Source organism: Rhodococcus antarcticus (assembly GCF_026153295.1).
Taxonomy (GTDB): Bacteria; Actinomycetota; Actinomycetes; order Mycobacteriales; family Mycobacteriaceae; genus Rhodococcus_D; species Rhodococcus_D antarcticus.
Window position 1 is genome coordinate 427888 of record NZ_CP110615.1, and the last position, 20309, is coordinate 448196.

At 69.3% G+C, this 20309-nt stretch carries 15 protein-coding genes; all 15 read left to right on the top strand.

All coding sequences use genetic code 11. The features are described from left to right. Window positions 1-3: 3 nt before the first annotated feature. The 15 genes from RHODO2019_RS02195 to rplW all read left to right on the top strand — a co-directional run bounded on the left by RHODO2019_RS02195 (window position 4) and on the right by rplW (window position 20288). The gene (locus RHODO2019_RS02195; protein WP_265383417.1) at window positions 4-1194 is read left to right on the top strand and encodes an MCE family protein; all 1191 of its coding nucleotides are present in this window, start codon (window positions 4-6) and stop codon (window positions 1192-1194) included. Then, window positions 1191-2432: an MCE family protein gene (locus RHODO2019_RS02200; RefSeq protein WP_265383418.1), complete on the top strand. Its 1242-nt coding sequence runs from the start codon at window positions 1191-1193 to the stop codon at window positions 2430-2432. The genes RHODO2019_RS02195 and RHODO2019_RS02200 overlap by 4 nt, the downstream gene beginning before the upstream one ends. After that, the gene (locus RHODO2019_RS02205) at window positions 2429-3700 is read left to right on the top strand and encodes an MCE family protein (protein WP_265383419.1); all 1272 of its coding nucleotides are present in this window, start codon (window positions 2429-2431) and stop codon (window positions 3698-3700) included. The genes RHODO2019_RS02200 and RHODO2019_RS02205 overlap by 4 nt, the downstream gene beginning before the upstream one ends. A gap of 59 nt (window positions 3701-3759) precedes the next feature. Continuing rightward, window positions 3760-4344 carry a hypothetical protein gene (locus RHODO2019_RS02210; RefSeq protein ID WP_265383420.1) on the top strand — a complete coding sequence of 195 codons (585 nt, stop codon included), beginning with the start codon at window positions 3760-3762 and terminating at the stop codon, window positions 4342-4344. 85 nt (window positions 4345-4429) lie between these two features. Beyond that, complete coding sequence (locus RHODO2019_RS02215; RefSeq protein WP_265383421.1) at window positions 4430-5347, top strand: hypothetical protein; 918 nt, start codon at window positions 4430-4432, stop codon at window positions 5345-5347. Window positions 5348-5621: 274 nt separating this feature from the next. Continuing rightward, window positions 5622-9149: a DNA-directed RNA polymerase subunit beta gene (gene rpoB, locus RHODO2019_RS02220; RefSeq protein ID WP_265383422.1), complete on the top strand. Its 3528-nt coding sequence runs from the start codon at window positions 5622-5624 to the stop codon at window positions 9147-9149. A gap of 124 nt (window positions 9150-9273) precedes the next feature. After that, complete coding sequence (locus tag RHODO2019_RS02225) at window positions 9274-13197, top strand: DNA-directed RNA polymerase subunit beta' (RefSeq protein ID WP_265383423.1); 3924 nt, start codon at window positions 9274-9276, stop codon at window positions 13195-13197. 308 nt (window positions 13198-13505) lie between these two features. Beyond that, a complete protein-coding gene (gene rpsL, locus RHODO2019_RS02230; protein ID WP_265383424.1) occupies window positions 13506-13880 on the top strand; it encodes a 30S ribosomal protein S12 in 375 nt (124 codons plus the stop codon). Next, window positions 13880-14350, top strand: coding sequence for a 30S ribosomal protein S7 (gene rpsG / locus RHODO2019_RS02235; protein WP_265383425.1), 471 nt, complete (start codon window positions 13880-13882; stop codon window positions 14348-14350). The genes rpsL and rpsG overlap by 1 nt, the downstream gene beginning before the upstream one ends. Before the next feature lie 144 nt (window positions 14351-14494). Continuing rightward, window positions 14495-16597 carry an elongation factor G gene (gene fusA / locus RHODO2019_RS02240; RefSeq protein WP_265383426.1) on the top strand — a complete coding sequence of 701 codons (2103 nt, stop codon included), beginning with the start codon at window positions 14495-14497 and terminating at the stop codon, window positions 16595-16597. A 166-nt stretch (window positions 16598-16763) separates the two neighbouring features. After that, the gene (gene tuf, locus RHODO2019_RS02245; RefSeq protein WP_265383427.1) at window positions 16764-17957 is read left to right on the top strand and encodes an elongation factor Tu; all 1194 of its coding nucleotides are present in this window, start codon (window positions 16764-16766) and stop codon (window positions 17955-17957) included. Window positions 17958-18287: 330 nt separating this feature from the next. Beyond that, entirely contained in the window at window positions 18288-18593 is a 306-nt protein-coding gene (gene rpsJ / locus RHODO2019_RS02250) for a 30S ribosomal protein S10 (RefSeq protein ID WP_003938093.1), read from the top strand. A gap of 20 nt (window positions 18594-18613) precedes the next feature. Further along, the gene (gene rplC / locus RHODO2019_RS02255; RefSeq protein ID WP_265383428.1) at window positions 18614-19267 is read left to right on the top strand and encodes a 50S ribosomal protein L3; all 654 of its coding nucleotides are present in this window, start codon (window positions 18614-18616) and stop codon (window positions 19265-19267) included. After that, window positions 19267-19992 carry a 50S ribosomal protein L4 gene (rplD, locus tag RHODO2019_RS02260; protein WP_265383429.1) on the top strand — a complete coding sequence of 242 codons (726 nt, stop codon included), beginning with the start codon at window positions 19267-19269 and terminating at the stop codon, window positions 19990-19992. The genes rplC and rplD overlap by 1 nt, the downstream gene beginning before the upstream one ends. Further along, complete coding sequence (gene rplW / locus RHODO2019_RS02265) at window positions 19989-20288, top strand: 50S ribosomal protein L23 (RefSeq protein ID WP_265383430.1); 300 nt, start codon at window positions 19989-19991, stop codon at window positions 20286-20288. The genes rplD and rplW overlap by 4 nt, the downstream gene beginning before the upstream one ends. Window positions 20289-20309: the final 21 nt, after the last annotated feature.

Here is a 20309-nt window from a genome sequence, read left to right on the forward strand (position 1 = left end):
CCCATGGGCTCCCGAGACCTGCTCCGCACCGTGGCGACCGGCACGATCCTCGTGCTGGTCGCGGCCACGGTGGTCTGGTACGTGTTCCTGCGCGACAACACCACGCGCATCACCAGCTACTTCGACTCCGCGGTCGGTGTCTACGCCGGCTCGGACGTGCGCGTGCTCGGCGTGAAGGTCGGCACCGTCGACTCGGTGGAGGCGCAGGGCGACGTGGTCAAGGTCGTCCTCATCGTCGACAACAGCGTCCCGGTGCCCGCCGACGCCCAGGCCGCCGAGGTGTCGCCCTCGGTGGTGGCCGACCGCTACGTGCAGCTGCTGCCCGCGTACAGCGGCGGCGACCGGATGGCCAGCGGGGGGGAGATCCCGCGCGAGCGCACCGCCACCCCCGTGGAGCTCGACCAGCTCTACTCGAGCCTGAACGACATCTCGAAGGCGCTCGGTCCCGACGGTGCCAACGCCAACGGCGCGCTCTCCCAGCTGCTGGACACCACCGCGGCCAACCTCGACGGCAACGGCGCGGCCCTGGGCGGCACCCTCACCGAGCTGTCCAAGGCCGTCGACACCCTGGCGAGCTCGCGCGGCGACCTGTTCGGCACGGTCACCAACCTGCAGAAGTTCGTGTCGGTGCTGGCCGCCAACGACACCCAGGTCCGCCAGCTCAACACCCAGCTGCAGACCTTCAGCGGGTACCTCGCCGGTGAGCGCAGCAACCTCGGGCAGGCCCTGCAGCAGCTCTCGGTGGCCCTCGGCGACGTCGCCGGGTTCGTGCAGGCCAACCGCGAGTCGCTCTCGAGCAACGTCGCGGGCCTCTCGTCCATCACGGGCACCCTCGTCAACCAGCGCGCGGCCCTCGCGGAGACCCTGGACGACGCGCCCCTGGCGGCCGGCAACCTGCTGAACTCCTACAACTCGACCTCGGGCACCCTGGACACCCGGGTCAACGTGACGCAGCTGTCCGACCCCGGCCAGCTGGTCTGCAGCCTCGTCAACCCGAAGAACCTGGCTCCCAGCGACCCGGCGCTGGCGGCGCTGGGGGCTGCGGCCCAGCCGCTGCTGAACGCGTGCAAGGGGCTGCTGAGCCAGCCTGGCGGGGTGCTGGACATCCTGCCGCTGCAGCAGATCATCCAGGGCATCGGCGCCGGCGTGGTCCCGACCCTGCCCATCGGCAGCCTGACGGGTGCGGCCAAGTGAGGCCCCTGCCCAAGCTCGTGGGAGCACTGGCCGCGGTCACCGTGCTGGTCAGCGGCTGCGGCGTGAACCTCTACGACGTGCCACTGCCCGGCGGGGCGGACACCGGGTCCTCCCCGTACCGGGTGAAGGTGCAGTTCGCCGACGTCCTCGACCTGGTTCCCCAGTCCGCCGTCAAGGTCGACGACGTGCCGGTCGGGCGGGTGGAGTCGGTGAACCTCGCGGCCGACGGCTGGACCGCCGAGGTGACCGTGGTGGTCAACAGCGACGTCAAGCTGCCGGAGAACGCCGCAGCAGCCCTGAAGCAGAGCAGCCTGCTGGGGGAGAAGTTCATCGATCTCTCGCCCCCGACGAACGAGGCACCCACCGGGTCGCTGCACGACGGCGACGTCATCACGGTGGACCGCACCCAGCGCAGCGTCGAGCTCGAGGAGGCGTTCGGCGCCCTGTCCCTGCTGCTCAACGGGGGGGGCGTGGCGCAGCTGCAGTCCATCGTCAAGGAGCTCAACAAGGCCCTCGCCGGGAACGAGCCGCAGGTCCGCAGCCTGCTCGACCAGCTGAACACCCTGGTGAGCGGCCTCGACGACCAGAAGTCGGAGATCTCCCGTGCGCTGGACAGCCTGAACACCCTGACGGCCACCGTCAACGCGCAGCGCGGCCAGATCGCCAACGCCCTGGACCAGCTCCCGCAGGGCCTCCAGGTGCTCAGCGAGCAGGAGCCGGAGCTCACCCAGCTGCTCACCTCGCTGCAGAGCCTCGGTGCGGTGGCCACCGACGTCATCACCAAGAGCAAGGACAGCACCGTGGCGGACCTGCAGGCCCTCACGCCCACGCTGCAGGCTCTCGCGGCCGCGGGCAGCGACCTGCCGAACGCTCTGCAGATCCTGGGCACCTACCCCTTCACCGACCAGTCGGTGCAGGCCATCCAGGGGTCGCAGACCAACCTCTACATCAACGCCGACCTCCAGCTCGGGGACCTGCTCAGCAACCTGACCGCACCCAAGCCGTCGACGGCGACCACGCCGCCGCGGACCGGAACCCCCGGCACGACCACCGGCCCGTCCACCTCGCCCGCCCTGCCGAACCTCCCGGCGCTGCCGACCCTGCCGACCCTGCCCACGCTGCCCGGCCTCCCGGGTCTGCTCGGCGGCACCAGTGGGGGGACGGGCTCCGGCAGCTCCCCCGCCGGCTCCGGCGGGCTGGGTGGTCTGCTCGGCGGACTCATGGGGGGCGGATCATGATCACCACCTTCGTCCGACGGCAGATCGTCGTCTTCGTGGCGGTGGCCCTGCTGGGCATGGCCTACGTCGGCGTGAAGTACGTGGGTCTCGACCGCTACTTCGGTGGTGGCGGGTACCGCGTCTCGATGCAGCTGGCCAGCTCCGGAGGGATCTTCTCCAACGCGGAGGTCACCTACCGCGGGGTCCCGGTGGGCCGGGTCGGTGATCTCACCCTCACCCCGGACGGCGTGGCCGTCGAGCTCGTCATCAACAAGGACGCGAACACCATCCCGACCTCCCTCACCGCCGTGGTGGCCAACCGCTCGGCCGTCGGCGAGCAGTACGTGGACCTCCGCCCGGACACCGACCAGGGGCCCTTCCTGGAGCAGGGCTCGGTCATCCCCGCCGACCGCACGCAGGTGCCGGTGACCACCGAGAACCTGCTGACCAACGTCGACGGCCTCGTCCGGTCGGTGCCGCTGGGCTCCCTGCAGACGGTGGTCTCCGAGCTCGGCCAGGCCTTCGCGGGCAAGGGCGGTGACCTGCAGACCCTGCTCGACCAGGGCGACCTGCTCACCGGTGCCGCCACCCAGGCGCTCCCGCAGACCCTCGCGCTCATCCGGGACGGTCGCACCGTCCTCGACACCCAGAACGCGCAGGGCTCGTCCATCCAGGACTACAGCGCGAACCTGCAGCTCATCGCGGCCCAGCTCAAGGCCAGCGACCCCGACCTGCGCCGGTTGATCACCACCGGCCAGGCCACCGGGGCGCAGCTGTCGGCCTTCCTCGGCGCCAGCGCCCAGGACCTCTCCCAGCTGGTGGCGAACCTGCTCACCGTCACCGACGTCGTCGCGCCCCGGCAGACCCAGGTCCGCACCATCTTCCAGGTGCTGCCCGGGATCGTCGCCGGTGGGTTCACCGCCCTGCCCGGCGACGGCACCGCCCACTTCGGGGCCGTGCTCATGCTCAACGACCCGCCGGTCTGCACCGCGGGCTACGAGGGGACCGCCCAGGAGCTGGCCGCCCTGCAGGCCCGGGACCCGGTCTACGACGACTCGGTGTCCAAGATCCCGCTGAACACCCAGGCCTACTGCGCCGAGCCCCGGGGAAGTCCCATCTCGGTGCGCGGGGCGCAGAACGCCCAGCGGCCGGGGGGCACCTCCAACACGGCCGTCGCGGCGCCCGGTGGCGGCACCGCCCAGCCGGGACAGGGCCTCGGCGGGTCCTCGGCACTCGGGGGCACGGCGAACTCCCTGCTGCAGCTGCTGGGCCAGCTCCTGCCGCTCTAGCGGCGGCCGGCCACCTCACCCGCCGGGCCGCCCCTCGTCCCGGCCTAGCATGGAGCGCGATGACCGAGACGACGACGACCCCGCCCGACGCGGATGCCCCCGCCCCCGTGACGGAGGCCGCCCGTCCCCGGCGGCGCCCGGCCACGATCACCCTGGTGGCGGCCGTGCTGCTCGTCGTGGCCCTCGTCTGCGCCGTCTTCTTCGGGGTTCGCTGGGCCCGGGCCGGGGGAGGGCAGGGTTCGGTCGCCCAGGCCCGGGACACCGCCCTGGACGATGCGCGCCAGGCCGCCGTCAACCTCACGACGGTGGACTCCAGCGACGTCGCCGGGACCCTGTCCAACTGGGACTCCGTGGTCACCGGGGATCTCGCCACCCAGTTCACCTCCTCGCGCTCTCAGCTCGAGCAGCAGATCACCGCCAACCCCGGCAGCACCTCCGCCACCATCGTCGACGCAGCGCTGACCACGCTGGACGCCAGCGCGGGGACCGCGACCGCCGTGATCTTCGCCGACGTCACCACCACGGCCAAGGGCGCGAAGCCGGTGCCCCAGCGGTTCGCGCTGAGCATGTCGGTGCAGCGGACCGACACCGGGTGGAAGGCATCCGCGCTGCAGAGCCTCGCCCAGGGCGGTACGGGCAAGTGACCGCCACCCCGAACAGGAGAGTGCACTAGTGCCCCCCGTGCGTCGTTCCGGTCCCGCCGGCCCGCGTCCACCCCGTCGTCCACGGGTGGCCGGCACGCGGATCGTGGGACCGGCCGGCCCGGCCGGGCCGGCCGGCGACGACGAGGACGTGGTGGACGCCCCGGCGCAGCCGCTGGTCGAGTCGACGCGCCCGCCGGCGCCGACTGCGGCTCCGGTGGACACCCCCGCCGTCCCCGAGCCCCAGCCGGAACCGGAACCGGTCGAGCCCCACCCCGAGTCCCACCCCGAGCCGGAGCCGGTGGCGCCCGAGCTCGAGCCGGAACCGGTCGAGCCCCACCCCGCGCCCGAGCCGGCCATCTCGGCCGTCCCCACCCCGCCGGTCGTGATCCGGAAGGTGCCGCGGGCAACCCCGGTCGTGCCGGGCGAGAGCGCGCTCGGCGAGCCTGCTCCCGAGGGCACCGCCGCACCCGCCACCGACCCCGGCGCAACCCCGCCCGCCCGGCGTCGGGGCCTGCGCACGGCCGCGGTGATGGCCGTGCTCGCGGTGCTGCTGGGCGCCTTCGCCGTCGTCGCCGCCCTCGAACCCGGCGTGAGGACCGCAGCCGGCAGCGGCAACACCGCTCTCGTGGACACCGCGGCCACCGACGAGGTGGCCGCCGCCGCGGTCGACGTCCTGCAGAAGACGTACAGCTACTCCTTCAGCACCATCGACGCCGACCTGACCGCCGCCACCGACCTCATGACGCCCGAGATGGCCAGCAAGATCGAGGCCACGAGGGCCACCACCGTGTCCGCGGTGACCCAGGCGAAGACCACGAGCAAGGCGCAGGTCACCGCAGACGGGGTCAAGCTCCTGCAGGGCGACCGTGCCGAGGTCGTGGCCTTCGTGGTGGTCACGAGCGACAACGCGGGCACCGCCCTCGCGCCGGTGCCCCTGCGGTTCACCGCGCAGCTCCAGAGGGTGGACGGGACCTGGAAGCTCGCGGACCTGACTCCTCTCTAGCCGGTTCGGGCGCGTGGCCTTGACGAGCGGTCACCGGGGAGAGAGGCTGTCCCCCGATCGCGCGAGCCACTGCTCCCGCGCCTGCGGTGCTGCCCGGCTCGACAACGAGCCTGCGAGCGGCTAGCCTTCGACGTTGCGCTGGTCTCCGCCCGACTCAGCCCCTTGACGGGGCTCCTTCGGGCTGCCCGCAACTTCAGTCCGGTCGCCGGGATCAACCCGGCGCTCCGGTTGTCGACACAGCAGTGGCCGTCCGCTCCGTGACGGCCCGCATGAGGTGCTGGAAGGACGCATCTTGGCAGTCTCTCGCCAGACCAAGACCACTCCTGCGAAGGCCGGTTCCACCACGGTCGTCCCCCTGGTTGGCATTCCCGGTGCCCCCAGGAGGGTCTCGTTCGCAAAGATCAACGAGCCGCTGGAGGTGCCTGACCTCCTCGATCTGCAGACCGACTCCTTCGAGTGGTTGATCGGCGCGCCCGCGTGGCGCGAGCGTGCCGCCTCGCGGGGTGACAACGCGACGTCGGGCGGCCTCGAGGACATCCTCACCGAGCTGTCCCCGATCGAGGACTTCTCCGGCTCCATGTCGCTGTCCTTCTCCGACCCGCGCTTCGACGAGGTCAAGGCCTCCGTCGAGGAGTGCAAGGACAAGGACATGACCTTCGCGGCGCCGCTGTTCGTGACCGCCGAGTTCATCAACAACAACACCGGCGAGATCAAGAGCCAGACGGTCTTCATGGGTGACTTCCCGATGATGACCGACAAGGGCACCTTCGTCATCAACGGCACCGAGCGCGTCGTCGTGAGCCAGCTGGTGCGCTCCCCGGGCGTCTACTTCGACCACGCGGTCGACAAGACCTCCGACAAGGACGTGCACAGCGTCAAGGTGATCCCCGGCCGTGGTGCGTGGCTCGAGTTCGACGTCGACAAGCGCGACACGGTCGGCGTCCGCATCGACCGCAAGCGCCGTCAGCCCGTCACCGTCCTGCTCAAGGCACTCGGCTGGACCAACGAGCAGATCACCGAGCGCTTCGGCTTCTCGGAGATCCTCATGGCCACGCTGGAGAAGGACAACACCGCGGGCACCGACGAGGCGCTGCTGGACATCTACCGCAAGCTGCGCCCGGGCGAGCCCCCCACGCGGGAGAGTGCGCAGACGCTGCTGGAGAACCTGTTCTTCAAGGACAAGCGCTACGACCTGGCCAAGGTCGGCCGCTACAAGATCAACAAGAAGCTCGGCCTCAACCACGGCCAGCCGGTCACGTCCTCGACGCTGACCGAGGAGGACGTGGTCGCGACCATCGAGTACCTGGTGCGCCTGCACGCGGGTGAGACCACGATGACGGCGCCCGACGGCGTCGAGGTCCCCGTCGAGGTCGATGACATCGACCACTTCGGCAACCGTCGCCTGCGCACGGTCGGCGAGCTCATCCAGAACCAGATCCGGGTGGGTCTGTCCAGGATGGAGCGTGTCGTCCGCGAGCGGATGACCACGCAGGACGTGGAGGCGATCACGCCGCAGACCCTGATCAACATCCGGCCCGTCGTGGCCGCGATCAAGGAGTTCTTCGGGACGTCCCAGCTGAGCCAGTTCATGGACCAGACCAACCCGCTCTCGGGCCTGACCCACAAGCGCCGCCTGTCGGCTCTGGGCCCCGGTGGTCTCTCCCGCGAGCGCGCCGGCTTCGAGGTTCGGGACGTGCACGCCAGCCACTACGGCCGGATGTGCCCGATCGAGACCCCGGAGGGTCCGAACATCGGCCTGATCGGGTCGCTGTCGTCCTTCGCCCGCGTCAACCCGTTCGGCTTCATCGAGACGCCGTACCGCCGGGTCGTCGACGGCAAGGTCACCGACCAGCTCGACTACCTCACCGCCGACGAGGAGGACCGCTACGTCGTGGCGCAGGCCAACTCGACGCTCGACGCCGAGGACAACCTCGCCGACGAGCGCGTGCTGGTGCGTCGCAAGGGCGGCGAGGTCGACTACATCGACCCGCACGGGGTCGACTACATCGACGTCTCCCCGCGGCAGATGGTGTCCGTGGCCACGGCCATGATCCCGTTCCTCGAGCACGACGACGCCAACCGCGCGCTGATGGGCGCCAACATGCAGCGCCAGGCGGTTCCGCTGGTGCGGAGCCAGGCGCCGCTGGTGGGCACGGGCATGGAGCTCCGGGCCGCGGTCGACGCGGGCGACGTCATCGTCACCGACGTCTCCGGGGTCATCGAGGAGGTCTCGGCCGACTACGTGACGGTGATGGCCGACGACGGCAAGCGCACCACGCACCGGATGCGCAAGTTCGCCCGCTCGAACCAGGGCACCTGCACCAACCAGCGTCCGATCGTGGACGAGGGCCAGCGGGTGGAGGCCGGCCAGGTGCTGGCCGACGGTCCCTGCACCGAGAACGGCGAGATGGCGCTGGGCAAGAACCTGCTCGTGGCGATCATGCCGTGGGAGGGCCACAACTACGAGGACGCGATCATCCTGTCGCAGCGCCTCGTGGAGGAGGACGTCCTCACCTCGATCCACATCGAGGAGCACGAGATCGACGCCCGCGACACCAAGCTCGGTGCCGAGGAGATCACCCGGGACATCCCGAACGTCTCCGAGGAGGTCCTCGCGGACCTGGACGAGCGCGGGATCATCCGCATCGGTGCCGAGGTCCGCGACGGCGACGTGCTGGTCGGCAAGGTGACGCCCAAGGGTGAGACCGAGCTGACCCCGGAGGAGCGCCTGCTCCGGGCGATCTTCGGCGAGAAGGCCCGCGAGGTGCGGGACACGTCGCTGAAGGTGCCGCACGGCGAGACCGGCAAGGTCATCGGCATCCGGGTGTTCTCCCGCGAGGACGACGACGACCTGCCCCCCGGCGTGAACGAGCTGGTCCGGGTCTACGTCGCCCAGAAGCGCAAGATCCAGGACGGCGACAAGCTCGCCGGCCGGCACGGCAACAAGGGCGTCATCGGCAAGATCCTCCCGCAGGAGGACATGCCGTTCCTGCCCGACGGCACGCCGATCGACATCATCCTGAACACGCACGGTGTGCCGCGACGGATGAACCTCGGCCAGATCCTGGAGATCCACCTCGGGTGGATCGCCAAGACCGGCTGGTCGATCAACGGGGACCCGGACTGGGCGAGCAAGCTGCCCGAGGAGCTGTACTCGGCCGCGCCGGGCACCAACACCGCCACCCCGGTGTTCGACGGTGCGCGCGAGGACGAGATCACGGGTCTGCTCGGGTCCACCCTGCCCAACCGCGACGGCCAGATGATGGTCGGCGGGGACGGCAAGGCGCAGCTGTACGACGGCCGCTCCGGCGAGCCGTACCCGTACCCGGTCTCGGTCGGCTACATGTACATCATCAAGCTGCACCACCTGGTGGACGACAAGATCCACGCCCGCTCCACGGGTCCGTACTCCATGATCACCCAGCAGCCGCTGGGTGGTAAGGCCCAGTTCGGCGGCCAGCGCTTCGGCGAGATGGAGTGCTGGGCGATGCAGGCCTACGGCGCGGCGTACACGCTGCAGGAGCTGCTGACGATCAAGTCCGACGACGTGCTCGGCCGCGTGAAGGTCTACGAGGCCATCGTCAAGGGCGAGAACATCCCGGAGCCGGGCATCCCGGAGTCGTTCAAGGTGCTCCTCAAGGAGCTCCAGTCGCTGTGCCTGAACGTCGAGGTGCTCTCCAGCGACGGCGCGGCGATCGAGATGCGCGACAGCGACGACGAGGACCTGGAGCGGGCTGCGGCCAACCTGGGTATCAACCTCTCGCGCAACGAGTCGGCCACGGTCGACGACATCGTGAACTGACGCGCCCACCCGGGGCAGCCGCACACGGCTGCCCCGGGTCAGCGCCGGCCCCACCCCTCCGGCTGCCCGCACCGCACACGTAGACGTGCGGGCGCCACAACCCCCACGGGGGAAAGGAAGCGACGTGCTCGACGTCAACTTCTTCGATGAGCTCCGCATCGGTCTTGCCACGGCGGAGCACATCCGCCAGTGGTCCTACGGCGAGGTCAAGAAGCCTGAGACCATCAACTACCGCACGCTCAAGCCCGAGAAGGACGGCTTGTTCTGCGAGAAGATCTTCGGTCCCACCCGGGACTGGGAGTGCTACTGCGGCAAGTACAAGCGCGTGCGCTTCAAGGGCATCATCTGCGAGCGCTGCGGCGTCGAGGTGACCCGGGCCAAGGTCCGCCGTGAGCGGATGGGCCACATCGAGCTCGCCGCCCCGGTGACCCACATCTGGTACTTCAAGGGCGTCCCGTCGCGGCTGGGCTACCTCCTGGACCTGGCGCCCAAGGACCTCGAGAAGATCATCTACTTCGCGGCCTACGTCATCGTCGGTGTCGACACCGAGCTGCGCCACAACGAGCTCTCGACGCTCGAGGCCGAGATGACGGTGGAGCGCAAGCGCGTGGCCGACCAGCGCGACGCCGACCTGGAGGCCCGGGCCCAGAAGCTCGAGGCCGACGTCGCCGAGCTCGAGGCCGAGGGTGCCAAGAGCGACGTCCGCCGCAAGGTCAAGGACGGTGGCGAGCGCGAGATGCGTCAGCTCCGCGACCGCGCGGGCCGCGAGCTCGAGCGACTGGACGAGATCTGGTCCACCTTCACCAAGCTCGCCCCCAAGCAGCTCGTCGTCGACGAGCTGCTGCACCGCGAGCTCGTGGACCGCTACGGCGAGTACTTCGAGTCCGCGATGGGTGCGGAGTCGATCCAGAAGCTGATGGCGAGCTTCGACATCGACGCCGAGGCCGAGCTGCTCCGCGAGACCATCCGCAGCGGCAAGGGGCAGAAGAAGCTCCGTGCGCTCAAGCGGCTCAAGGTCGTCGCAGCGTTCCAGGCCACCCGCAACAACCCGCAGGGCATGGTGCTGGACTGCGTCCCGGTCATCCCGCCGGACCTGCGTCCGATGGTGCAGCTGGACGGTGGCCGCTTCGCGACCTCCGACCTGAACGACCTGTACCGCCGGGTCATCAACCGCAACAACCGCCTCAAGCGACTGATCGACCTCGGCGCGCCCGAGATCATCGTCAACAACGAGAAGCGGATGCTGCAGGAGTCCGTGGACGCCCTGTTCGACAACGGCCGTCGTGGCCGCCCCGTCACGGGTCCGGGCAACCGGCCCCTGAAGTCCCTGAGCGACCTGCTCAAGGGCAAGCAGGGACGGTTCCGCCAGAACCTGCTGGGCAAGCGCGTCGACTACTCCGGCCGCTCGGTCATCGTCGTCGGCCCCCAGCTGAAGCTGCACCAGTGCGGGCTGCCCAAGCTCATGGCGCTCGAGCTGTTCAAGCCCTTCGTGATGAAGCGGCTGGTGGACCTCAACCACGCGCAGAACATCAAGAGCGCCAAGCGCATGGTCGAGCGCCAGCGTGCACAGGTGTGGGACGTGCTCGAGGAGGTCATCTCCGAGCACCCGGTGCTGCTCAACCGTGCGCCGACCCTGCACCGCCTGGGCATCCAGGCCTTCGAGCCCCAGCTGGTCGAGGGCAAGGCCATCCAGCTGCACCCGCTGGTGTGCGAGGCCTTCAACGCCGACTTCGACGGCGACCAGATGGCGGTCCACCTGCCGCTGAGCGCCGAGGCGCAGGCCGAGGCCCGCATCCTCATGCTGTCCTCGAACAACATCCTGAGCCCGGCCTCGGGCCGTCCGCTGGCCATGCCGAGGCTGGACATGGTGACCGGGCTGTTCCACCTCACCCGTGAGGTGGAGGGCGCCAAGGGCGAGGGTGGCGCGTACTCCACGCCGTCCGAGGCGATCATGGCGATGGACCTCGGTGTGCTCTCGGTCCAGGCCAAGGTCAAGATCAGGGTCTCCGACCTGCGCCCCGCGCGCGGGCAGGAGACAGAGCTGATCGAGGCCGGCTGGACCCCGGGCACCCCGTGGCTCGCGGAGACGTCCCTGGGTCGGGTGATGTTCAACCAGCTCCTGCCCCTGGACTACCCCTTCGTGAACGAGGAGATGCCCAAGAAGCGCCAGGCCGCGATCGTCAACGACCTGGCCGAGCGGTACCCGATGGTCGTCGTCGCCCAGACGCTCGACAAGCTCAAGGACGCCGGCTTCTACTGGGCCACCCGCTCGGGCGTCACCATCGCCATCTCCGACGTCATCGTGCCGCCGAACAAGCAGCAGATCCTCGACGGCTACGAGGCCCAGGCCGACGCGATCGAGAAGAAGTTCCAGCGGGGGGCCATCGCCTCCGCCGAGCGGCAGAGCGACCTCGAGAAGATCTGGACCGCCGCCAAGGAGGAGGTCGCCGCCGCCATGGAGGCGAACTTCCCGCCGGACAACCCCATCCCGATGATCGTGAAGTCGGGTGCGGCCGGGAACATGCAGCAGGTCGTCCAGCTGGCCGGCATGCGCGGGATGGTGGCCAACACCAAGGGCGAGAACATCGTCCGGCCCATCAAGGCGAACTTCCGCGAGGGCCTGTCCGTGCTGGAGTACTTCATCTCCACGCACGGTGCCCGCAAGGGTCTCGCCGACACCGCGCTGCGGACCGCCGACTCGGGGTACCTCACCCGGCGTCTGGTGGACGTGTCCCAGGACGTCATCGTCCGCGAGACCGACTGCGGCACCGAGCGCGGCATCGTGATGACCATCGCGGAGAAGCTGGCCGACGGGACGCTCGTCCGCGACGCCCACGTCGAGACCAGCACGTACGCCCGCACGCTGGCCTCCGACGCGGTGGCCCAGGACGGTCACGTCGTGGTCCCGCGTGGTGCCGACCTGGGCGACCCCGCCCTGGAGGCGCTGCTCGCCGGGGGCGTCACCGAGGCCCGGGTCCGCTCGGTCCTCACCTGCGAGTCGGCCACCGGCATCTGCGCGACCTGCTACGGCCGCTCGATGGCCACCGGCAAGCTCGTGGACGTGGGCGAGGCGGTGGGCATCGTCGCGGCGCAGTCCATCGGCGAGCCCGGCACGCAGCTGACCATGCGCACCTTCCACACGGGTGGCATCGGTGGTGGCGACATCACCGGCGGCCTGCCCCGCGTGCAGGAGCTGTTCGAGGCCCGGGTCCCCAAGGGCAAGACGCCGATCGCCGACGTCTCCGGCCGGATCCGGCTCGAGGACACCGACCGCTTCTACAAGATCACCATCACCCCGGACGACGGGGGCGAGGAGGTCGTGTACGAGAAGCTGTCCAAGCGCTCGCGCCTGAAGACCATCGCGGTCGACGGCACGGAGCGCGTGCTGGCCGACGGTGACCACGTGCAGGTGGGCGACCAGCTGCTCGAGGGGGCCTCCGACCCGCACGAGGTGCTGCGCGTGATGGGTCCGCGCGAGGTGCAGATGCACCTCGTCGACGAGGTCCAGAAGGTGTACCGGAGCCAGGGCGTGTCGATCCACGACAAGCACATCGAGGTCATCGTGCGGCAGATGCTGCGTCGCGTGACGATCATCGACTCCGGGGCGACCGAGTTCCTGCCGGGCTCGCTCACCGAGCGCAGCGAGTTCGAGGCGGCCAACCGGCGAGTGGTGGCGGAGGGCAACGAGCCCGCCGCCGGCCGTCCGGTGCTGATGGGCATCACCAAGGCCTCCCTGGCCACCGAGTCGTGGCTGTCGGCCGCGTCCTTCCAGGAGACCACCCGGGTGCTCACCGACGCCGCGATCAACGGCAAGAGCGACAAGCTGGTGGGTCTCAAGGAGAACGTCATCATCGGCAAGCTCATCCCGGCCGGCACCGGCATCAACCGGTACCGGAACATCCAGGTGCAGCCGACCGAGGAGGCCCGGGCCGCGGCCTACGCCGTGCCGGCCTACGACGACGGGTTCTACTCGCCCGACGTCTTCGGTGCGGCCAGCGGTGCGGCCGTGCCCCTGGACGACTACGGCTTCGGCGGCGACTACCGCTGATCGTCGTGCACGGTGGGTCCCCGTCCCCGGACGGGGACCCACCGTGCGTGCCGTTCCACCGCGCTCGCGCGACCACGGGGTGCCTGCTTTGACCAGCAGGCGCGCCGGCAGGTATCGTCGTCGATCGTGCCCGACCTGGTCGGGACGATCCGCGTGCCTGCAGCACGGCAGCAGGGCCCAACGGGCCGGTTGCGTCGCAGGGCCCCCGACACGCCCGACCGCGGGTAGGGGCGCGCAGGTGCTCGGAAAGTTTTGATCAGAGCTCGGTCCGTCAAGCGTGATCACCCAGATTTGAGGAAAGCCGGTCTATGCCCACCATCCAGCAGCTGGTCCGCAAGGGTCGCCAGGACAAGGTCGCCAAGCTCAAGACGGCGGCCCTGAAGGGGAGTCCCCAGCGGCGTGGCGTGTGCACCCGCGTGTACACCACGACCCCCAAGAAGCCGAACTCGGCGCTGCGCAAGGTCGCCCGCGTGCGGTTGACCAGCCAGATCGAGGTCACGGCGTACATCCCTGGTGAGGGTCACAACCTCCAGGAGCACTCCATGGTCCTGGTTCGGGGTGGTCGCGTGAAGGACCTGCCCGGTGTCCGTTACAAGATCATCCGCGGTTCCCTCGACACGCAGGGCGTGAAGGGCCGCAAGCAGGCTCGCAGCAAGTACGGCGCGAAGAAGGAGAAGAGCTGATGCCGCGCAAGGGCCCAGCACCCAAGCGCCCGCTGGTCAACGACCCGGTCTACGGATCGCCGCTCGTTACCCAGCTGGTCAACAAGATCCTGCTCGACGGCAAGAAGTCGATCGCGGAGTCGATCGTCTACGGCGCCCTCGAGGGTTGCCGCGAGAAGACGGGTACCGACCCGGTCGTGACCCTCAAGCGGGCGCTCGACAACGTCAAGCCCGCCCTCGAGGTCCGCAGCCGTCGCGTCGGTGGTGCGACCTACCAGGTCCCCATCGAGGTCCGCCCGGGCCGCTCCACCACCCTCGCGCTGCGCTGGCTGGTGTCGTTCTCCCGCGGTCGCCGCGAGAAGACGATGGTCGACCGCCTCGCGAACGAGCTGCTCGACGCGAGCAACGGACTCGGTGCGAGCGTCAAGCGCCGCGAGGACACGCACAAGATGGCCGAGTCGAACAAGGCCTTCGCGCACTACCGCTGGTGACCCGGCGCTGCCGGGCGAGAGCCCGGCAGCGTGGCGGCGCACCAGCACCGCAGCCCTTCCCAGGACCACCTGCCCCCGTCGAACACCGGGGGTGCGCCGCAAGGCGGGTCCACCTCCGAGACACCCGATCGGGAGCGAACACTCGTGGCACAGGACGTGCTGACCGACCTCAACAAGGTCCGCAACATCGGCATCATGGCGCACATCGACGCCGGCAAGACCACCACCACCGAGCGGATCCTCTTCTACACCGGGATCAGCTACAAGATCGGTGAGGTGCACGACGGCGCCGCGACCATGGACTGGATGGAGCAGGAGCAGGAGCGGGGCATCACCATCACCTCCGCCGCCACCACCTGCTTCTGGGACGGCAACCAGATCAACATCATCGACACCCCCGGCCACGTGGACTTCACCGTCGAGGTCGAGCGCTCCCTGCGCGTCCTCGACGGCGCCGTCGCGGTCTTCGACGGCAAGGAGGGCGTCGAGCCCCAGTCGGAGCAGGTCTGGCGTCAGGCGGACAAGTACGACGTCCCGCGCATCTGCTTCGTCAACAAGATGGACAAGCTCGGTGCGGACTTCTACTACACGGTGCGCACCATCATCGAGCGGCTCGGCGCGAAGCCCTTGGTCATCCAGCTCCCCATCGGGGCCGAGGACGGCTTCGAGGGCCTGATCGACCTGGTCGAGAACCGCGCGCTGGTGTGGAGCGGCGAGACCAAGCTCGGCGAGAAGTACGACATCCAGGAGATCCCGGCCGACATGGTCGAGCTCGCGGCCGAGTGGCGCGAGAAGATGCTCGAGACGGTGGCGGAGTCCGACGAGACCCTGCTGGAGAAGCACTTCGGCGGCGAGGGACTGACCGTCGAGGAGGTCAAGAAGGCCATCCGGGCGATGACCGTGGCGAGCGAGATCTACCCGGTGCTCTGCGGCTCCGCGTTCAAGAACAAGGGCGTGCAGCCCATGCTCGACGCGGTCGTGGACTACCTGCCCTCCCCGCTGGACGTCGAGGCCACCACCGGCCACGTCGTCGGCAACGAGGAGGAGCTCATCACCCGCAAGCCGAGCACGACGGAGCCCTTCGCGGCGCTGGCGTTCAAGGTCGCGACGCACCCGTTCTTCGGCAAGCTGACCTACGTCCGCGTCTACTCGGGCAAGCTCGACTCCGGCTCCCAGGTGATCAACTCCACCAAGGGCAAGAAGGAGCGCATCGGCAAGCTGTTCCAGATGCACTCCAACAAGGAGAACCCGGTGGACACGGCCTCGGCCGGTCACATCTACGCGGTCATCGGGCTGAAGGACACCACCACCGGTGACACCCTGTGCGACCCGCAGCACCAGATCGTGCTCGAGTCGATGACGTTCCCGGAGCCGGTCATCTCGGTGGCGATCGAGCCGAAGACCAAGAGCGACCAGGAGAAGCTGGGCACGGCCATCCAGAAGCTGGCCGAGGAGGACCCGACGTTCCGGGTGAACCTCGACGAGGAGACGGGTCAGACGGTCATCGCCGGGATGGGCGAGCTCCACCTCGACATCCTCGTCGACCGCATGCGCCGTGAGTTCAAGGTCGAGGCCAACGTGGGCAAGCCCCAGGTCGCGTACCGCGAGACCATCCGCAAGACGGTCGACAAGTACTCGTACACCCACAAGAAGCAGACCGGCGGCTCCGGGCAGTTCGCGAAGGTCCTCATCAAGCTGGAGCCGTGGCACGGCGAGGACGGCGCGATGTACGAGTTCGTCAACGCCGTGACCGGTGGCCGCGTGCCGCGGGAGTACATCCCCTCCGTCGACGCCGGTGCCCAGGACGCGATGCAGTACGGCGTGCTGGCCGGCTACCCGCTGGTCAACCTCCGACTGACCCTGCTCGACGGCGGCTACCACGAGGTCGACTCCTCCGAGATGGCCTTCAAGGTCGCCGGCTCCATGGCGATGAAGGAGGCGGCCCGCATGGCGTCGCCCGTCATCCTCGAGCCGATGATGTCCGTCGAGGTCATCACCCCCGAGGACTACATGGGGGACGTGATCGGGGACCTCAACTCCCGCCGCGGCCAGATCCAGGCCATGGAGGAGCGCAGCGGTGCCCGCGTCGTCAAGGCGCTCGTGCCGCTGTCGGAGATGTTCGGCTACGTGGGCGACCTTCGGTCGCGCACCCAGGGCCGGGCCAACTACTCCATGGTGTTCGACTCCTACGCGGAGGTCCCGCAGAACGTCGCCAAGGAGATCATCGCGAAGGCGACGGGCGAGTGACCCGGTAGCCTGGCCCACCGGGTCCAGGCCACGCAGCGCTCCGGCGAGCCCGGGCAGCGCGCACGACCAGCGGGCGACGAGCACCTGCTCCGACACCCACGACAAGACCTGACAACCAGAACTGCTGCGCGGAACGTGCAGCGCAACCAGTCCAGGAGGACATCTAGTGGCGAAGGCGAAGTTCCAGAGGACGAAGCCGCACGTCAACATCGGCACCATCGGTCACATCGACCACGGTAAGACGACGCTGACCGCTGCCATCACCAAGGTGCTGCACGACAAGTACCCCGACCTCAACGAGGCCTCGGCCTTCGACCAGATCGACAAGGCTCCCGAGGAGCGCCAGCGCGGCATCACCATCTCCATCGCGCACGTCGAGTACCAGACGGAGAAGCGCCACTACGCGCACGTCGACTGCCCCGGGCACGCCGACTACATCAAGAACATGATCACGGGTGCGGCGCAGATGGACGGCGCGATCCTTGTGGTGGCAGCCACCGACGGCCCCATGCCGCAGACCAAGGAGCACGTGCTCCTGGCCCGCCAGGTGGGCGTCCCCTACATCGTCGTGGCGCTGAACAAGGCCGACATGGTCGACGACGAGGAGATCCTGGAGCTCGTCGAGCTCGAGGTGCGCGAGCTCCTGTCGGACTACGAGTTCCCCGGCGACGACCTCCCGATCGTCCGCGTCTCCGCCCTCAAGGCGCTCGAGGGCGACCCCGAGTGGGCCGAGAAGGTCATGGAGCTCATGGCGGCGGTGGACGAGTCCATCCCCGAGCCCGTCCGCGAGACGGAGAAGCCCTTCCTCATGCCCGTCGAGGACGTCTTCACCATCACCGGCCGCGGCACCGTGGTCACCGGTCGCGTCGAGCGTGGCGTGGTCAACGTGAACGAGGACGTCGAGCTCGTCGGCATCCGCGAGAAGTCGCAGAAGACGACCGTCACCGGCGTCGAGATGTTCCGCAAGCTCCTCGACCAGGGTCGCGCGGGTGACAACGTGGGCCTGCTGGTCCGCGGCATCAAGCGCGAGGACGTCGAGCGCGGCATGGTCGTGGTCAAGCCCGGCACGACCACGCCGCACACGGACTTCGAGGGCAACGTCTACATCCTGTCGAAGGAGGAGGGTGGTCGTCACACCCCCTTCTTCAACAACTACCGCCCCCAGTTCTACTTCCGCACCACGGACGTCACCGGCGTCGTCACGCTGCCCGAGGGCACCGAGATGGTCATGCCCGGCGACAACACCGAGATGACGGTCGCGCTGATCCAGCCGATCGCCATGGACGAGGGTCTGCGCTTCGCCATTCGCGAGGGTGGACGCACCGTCGGTGCCGGACGGGTCACCAAGATCAACAAGTAGCACCGTGATTTGGTCTGGCCCGAGCCCTGTGCCAGACTGATCAGGTTGCCCATCGGGGCGGTCGGTCGCGCACGAACACGGCGAGCGACCGCCCCGCTGAGCGGGCCCCCTCGGCCGGCCGTCCACCTCGGTGGACGGAGCCGGAGTGGGTCAGCGGGGCGGGATCACCGGCCGAGAGGTCGTGGACACCAGCCCACCTGCCCGATCGGCACCGCGGGAGCGGTGCGAGCGCGAAGGCGACACGCCCGACCGCGTGGACCGGGGCAGGGCCCACCAGCGAGACCACAGACGATCACCGCAGCTTCTGCGAGACAGGAACGGCAAGCCACCATGGCGGGACAAAAGATCCGCATTCGGCTCAAGGCCTACGACCACGAGGCGATCGACGCGTCCGCGCGCAAGATCGTGGAGACCGTGACCCGCACAGGGGCGCGCGTGGTCGGGCCGGTGCCGTTGCCCACCGAGAAGAACGTGTACTGCGTCATCCGTTCGCCGCACAAGTACAAGGACTCGCGCGAGCACTTCGAGATGCGCACCCACAAGCGGCTGATCGACATCCTCGACCCGACGCCGAAGACGGTCGACGCGCTCATGCGCATCGACCTCCCGGCGAGCGTCGACGTCAACATCCAGTGAGTGTGGCGGAGACAGGAACGATGGCTGACAACAAGATGACCGGGATCCTGGGCAGCAAGCTCGGGATGACCCAGGTGTTCGACGAGAACAACCGGATCGTGCCCGTGACCGTGGTCCAGGCCGGACCCTGCGTCGTGACGCAGATCCGGACCGTGGAGAAGGACGGCTACACCGCGGTGCAGCTGGCCTACGGCGCGGTGGACCCGCGTCGGGTGACCAAGCCGGTCACCGGCCAGTTCGCCGCCTCGGGCTCCACGCCGCGGCGGCACGTGGTCGAGATCCGCATGGCGGACGTCTCGGGGTACGAGGTCGGCCAGGAGCTGACGGCGGACGTGTTCGCCGACGGTGCGCTGGTGGACGTCGTGGGCACGAGCAAGGGCAAGGGCACCGCCGGCGTCATGAAGCGCCACGGCTTCCACGGCCTCGGCGCCGGGCACGGCGTGAAGCGCAAGCACCGCTCGCCCGGCTCCATCGGTGGCGCGTCCACCCCCGGCCGTGTGTTCAAGGGCGTCCGGATGGCCGGCCGCATGGGCAACGAGCGCGTGACCACGCAGAACCTCACCGTGCACCGGGTCGACGCCGAGGCGGGCCTGCTGCTCATCAAGGGCGCGGTCCCCGGCAACAAGTACGGGCTGGTGCTCGTCAAGACGGCCACGAAGGGTGGTGCTCTCTGATGGCAGTTGACACGGAGAAGGCGGCCGACACGGCCACCTCGCTCACGCTGGACGTCCGCAGGGCCGACGGGACCACCGCCGGCACGGTGGACCTTCCCGCCGAGCTGTTCGACGTCCAGGCCAACGTGCCGCTGATGCACCAGGTGGTCGTCGCCCAGATGGCCGCAGCGCGCCAGGGCACCCACAAGACCAAGACACGTGCGGAGGTGTCCGGCGGTGGGCGCAAGCCCTACCGCCAGAAGGGCACCGGTCGCGCCCGCCAGGGTTCGACCCGGTCCCCGCAGTTCGCCGGTGGTGGTGTCTCGCACGGTCCCGTGCCACGCAGCTACGCGCAGCGCACGCCCAAGAAGATGATCGTCGCCGCCTTGCGTGGTGCGTTGTCCGACCGGGCGCGCTCGGCGCGGATCCACGTCGTCGACGCTCTGGTGGCCGACGGTGCACCGTCCACCCGGTCGGCCCGCACCTTCCTGGGTCTGCTGTCGGACCGCCGCCGCTTCCTGGTGGTCCTGGACCGCGATGACGTCGCGGGCTGGAAGAGCCTGAACAACCTGCCGGGTGTGCACCCCATCGCCCCGGACCAGCTGAACACCTACGACGTGCTCGCCAGCGACGACGTGGTCTTCACCAGCGGTTCGCTGGCGACCTACGTCGCAGGCCCGCAGCGCGGTCGCAGCGTCACGGCGTCGGCCCGCTCCAGCGAGCTGGTCGAGGAGGAGAGCAAGTGATCGACGACCCGCGCGACGTGCTACTGGCACCCGTGATCTCCGAGAAGTCCTACGGGCTGCTCGACTCGAACACGTACACGTTCATCGTGCTGCCCACGGCCAACAAGACCCAGATCAAGATCGCGGTCGAGAAGGTCTTCGGCGTCACGGTGACCAACGTGAACACCATGAACCGACAGGGCAAGCGCAAGCGGACGAAGTTCGGCTACGGCAAGCGCAAGGACACGAAGCGGGCTCTCGTGACGCTGTCCGCCGACAGCAAGCCCATCGAGATCTTCGGAGGCCCGGCCGCCTGAGGCGCCGGGACGACGAGGATC

Bases quoted from the DNA above. Each gene is read 5' to 3' on its own strand.
- rpsJ (WP_003938093.1), top strand. From the start codon at position 18,288: ATGGCGGGACAAAAGATCCGCATTCGGCTCAAGGCCTACGACCACGAG.
- rpsG (WP_265383425.1), top strand. From the start codon at position 13,880: ATGCCGCGCAAGGGCCCAGCACCCAAGCGCCCGCTGGTCAACGACCCG.
- RHODO2019_RS02195 (WP_265383417.1), top strand. From the start codon at position 4: ATGGGCTCCCGAGACCTGCTCCGCACCGTGGCGACCGGCACGATCCTC.
- rpsL (WP_265383424.1), top strand. From the start codon at position 13,506: ATGCCCACCATCCAGCAGCTGGTCCGCAAGGGTCGCCAGGACAAGGTC.
- RHODO2019_RS02205 (WP_265383419.1), top strand. From the start codon at position 2,429: ATGATCACCACCTTCGTCCGACGGCAGATCGTCGTCTTCGTGGCGGTG.
- rplD (WP_265383429.1), top strand. From the start codon at position 19,267: ATGGCAGTTGACACGGAGAAGGCGGCCGACACGGCCACCTCGCTCACG.
- rplC (WP_265383428.1), top strand. From the start codon at position 18,614: ATGGCTGACAACAAGATGACCGGGATCCTGGGCAGCAAGCTCGGGATG.
- RHODO2019_RS02210 (WP_265383420.1), top strand. From the start codon at position 3,760: ATGACCGAGACGACGACGACCCCGCCCGACGCGGATGCCCCCGCCCCC.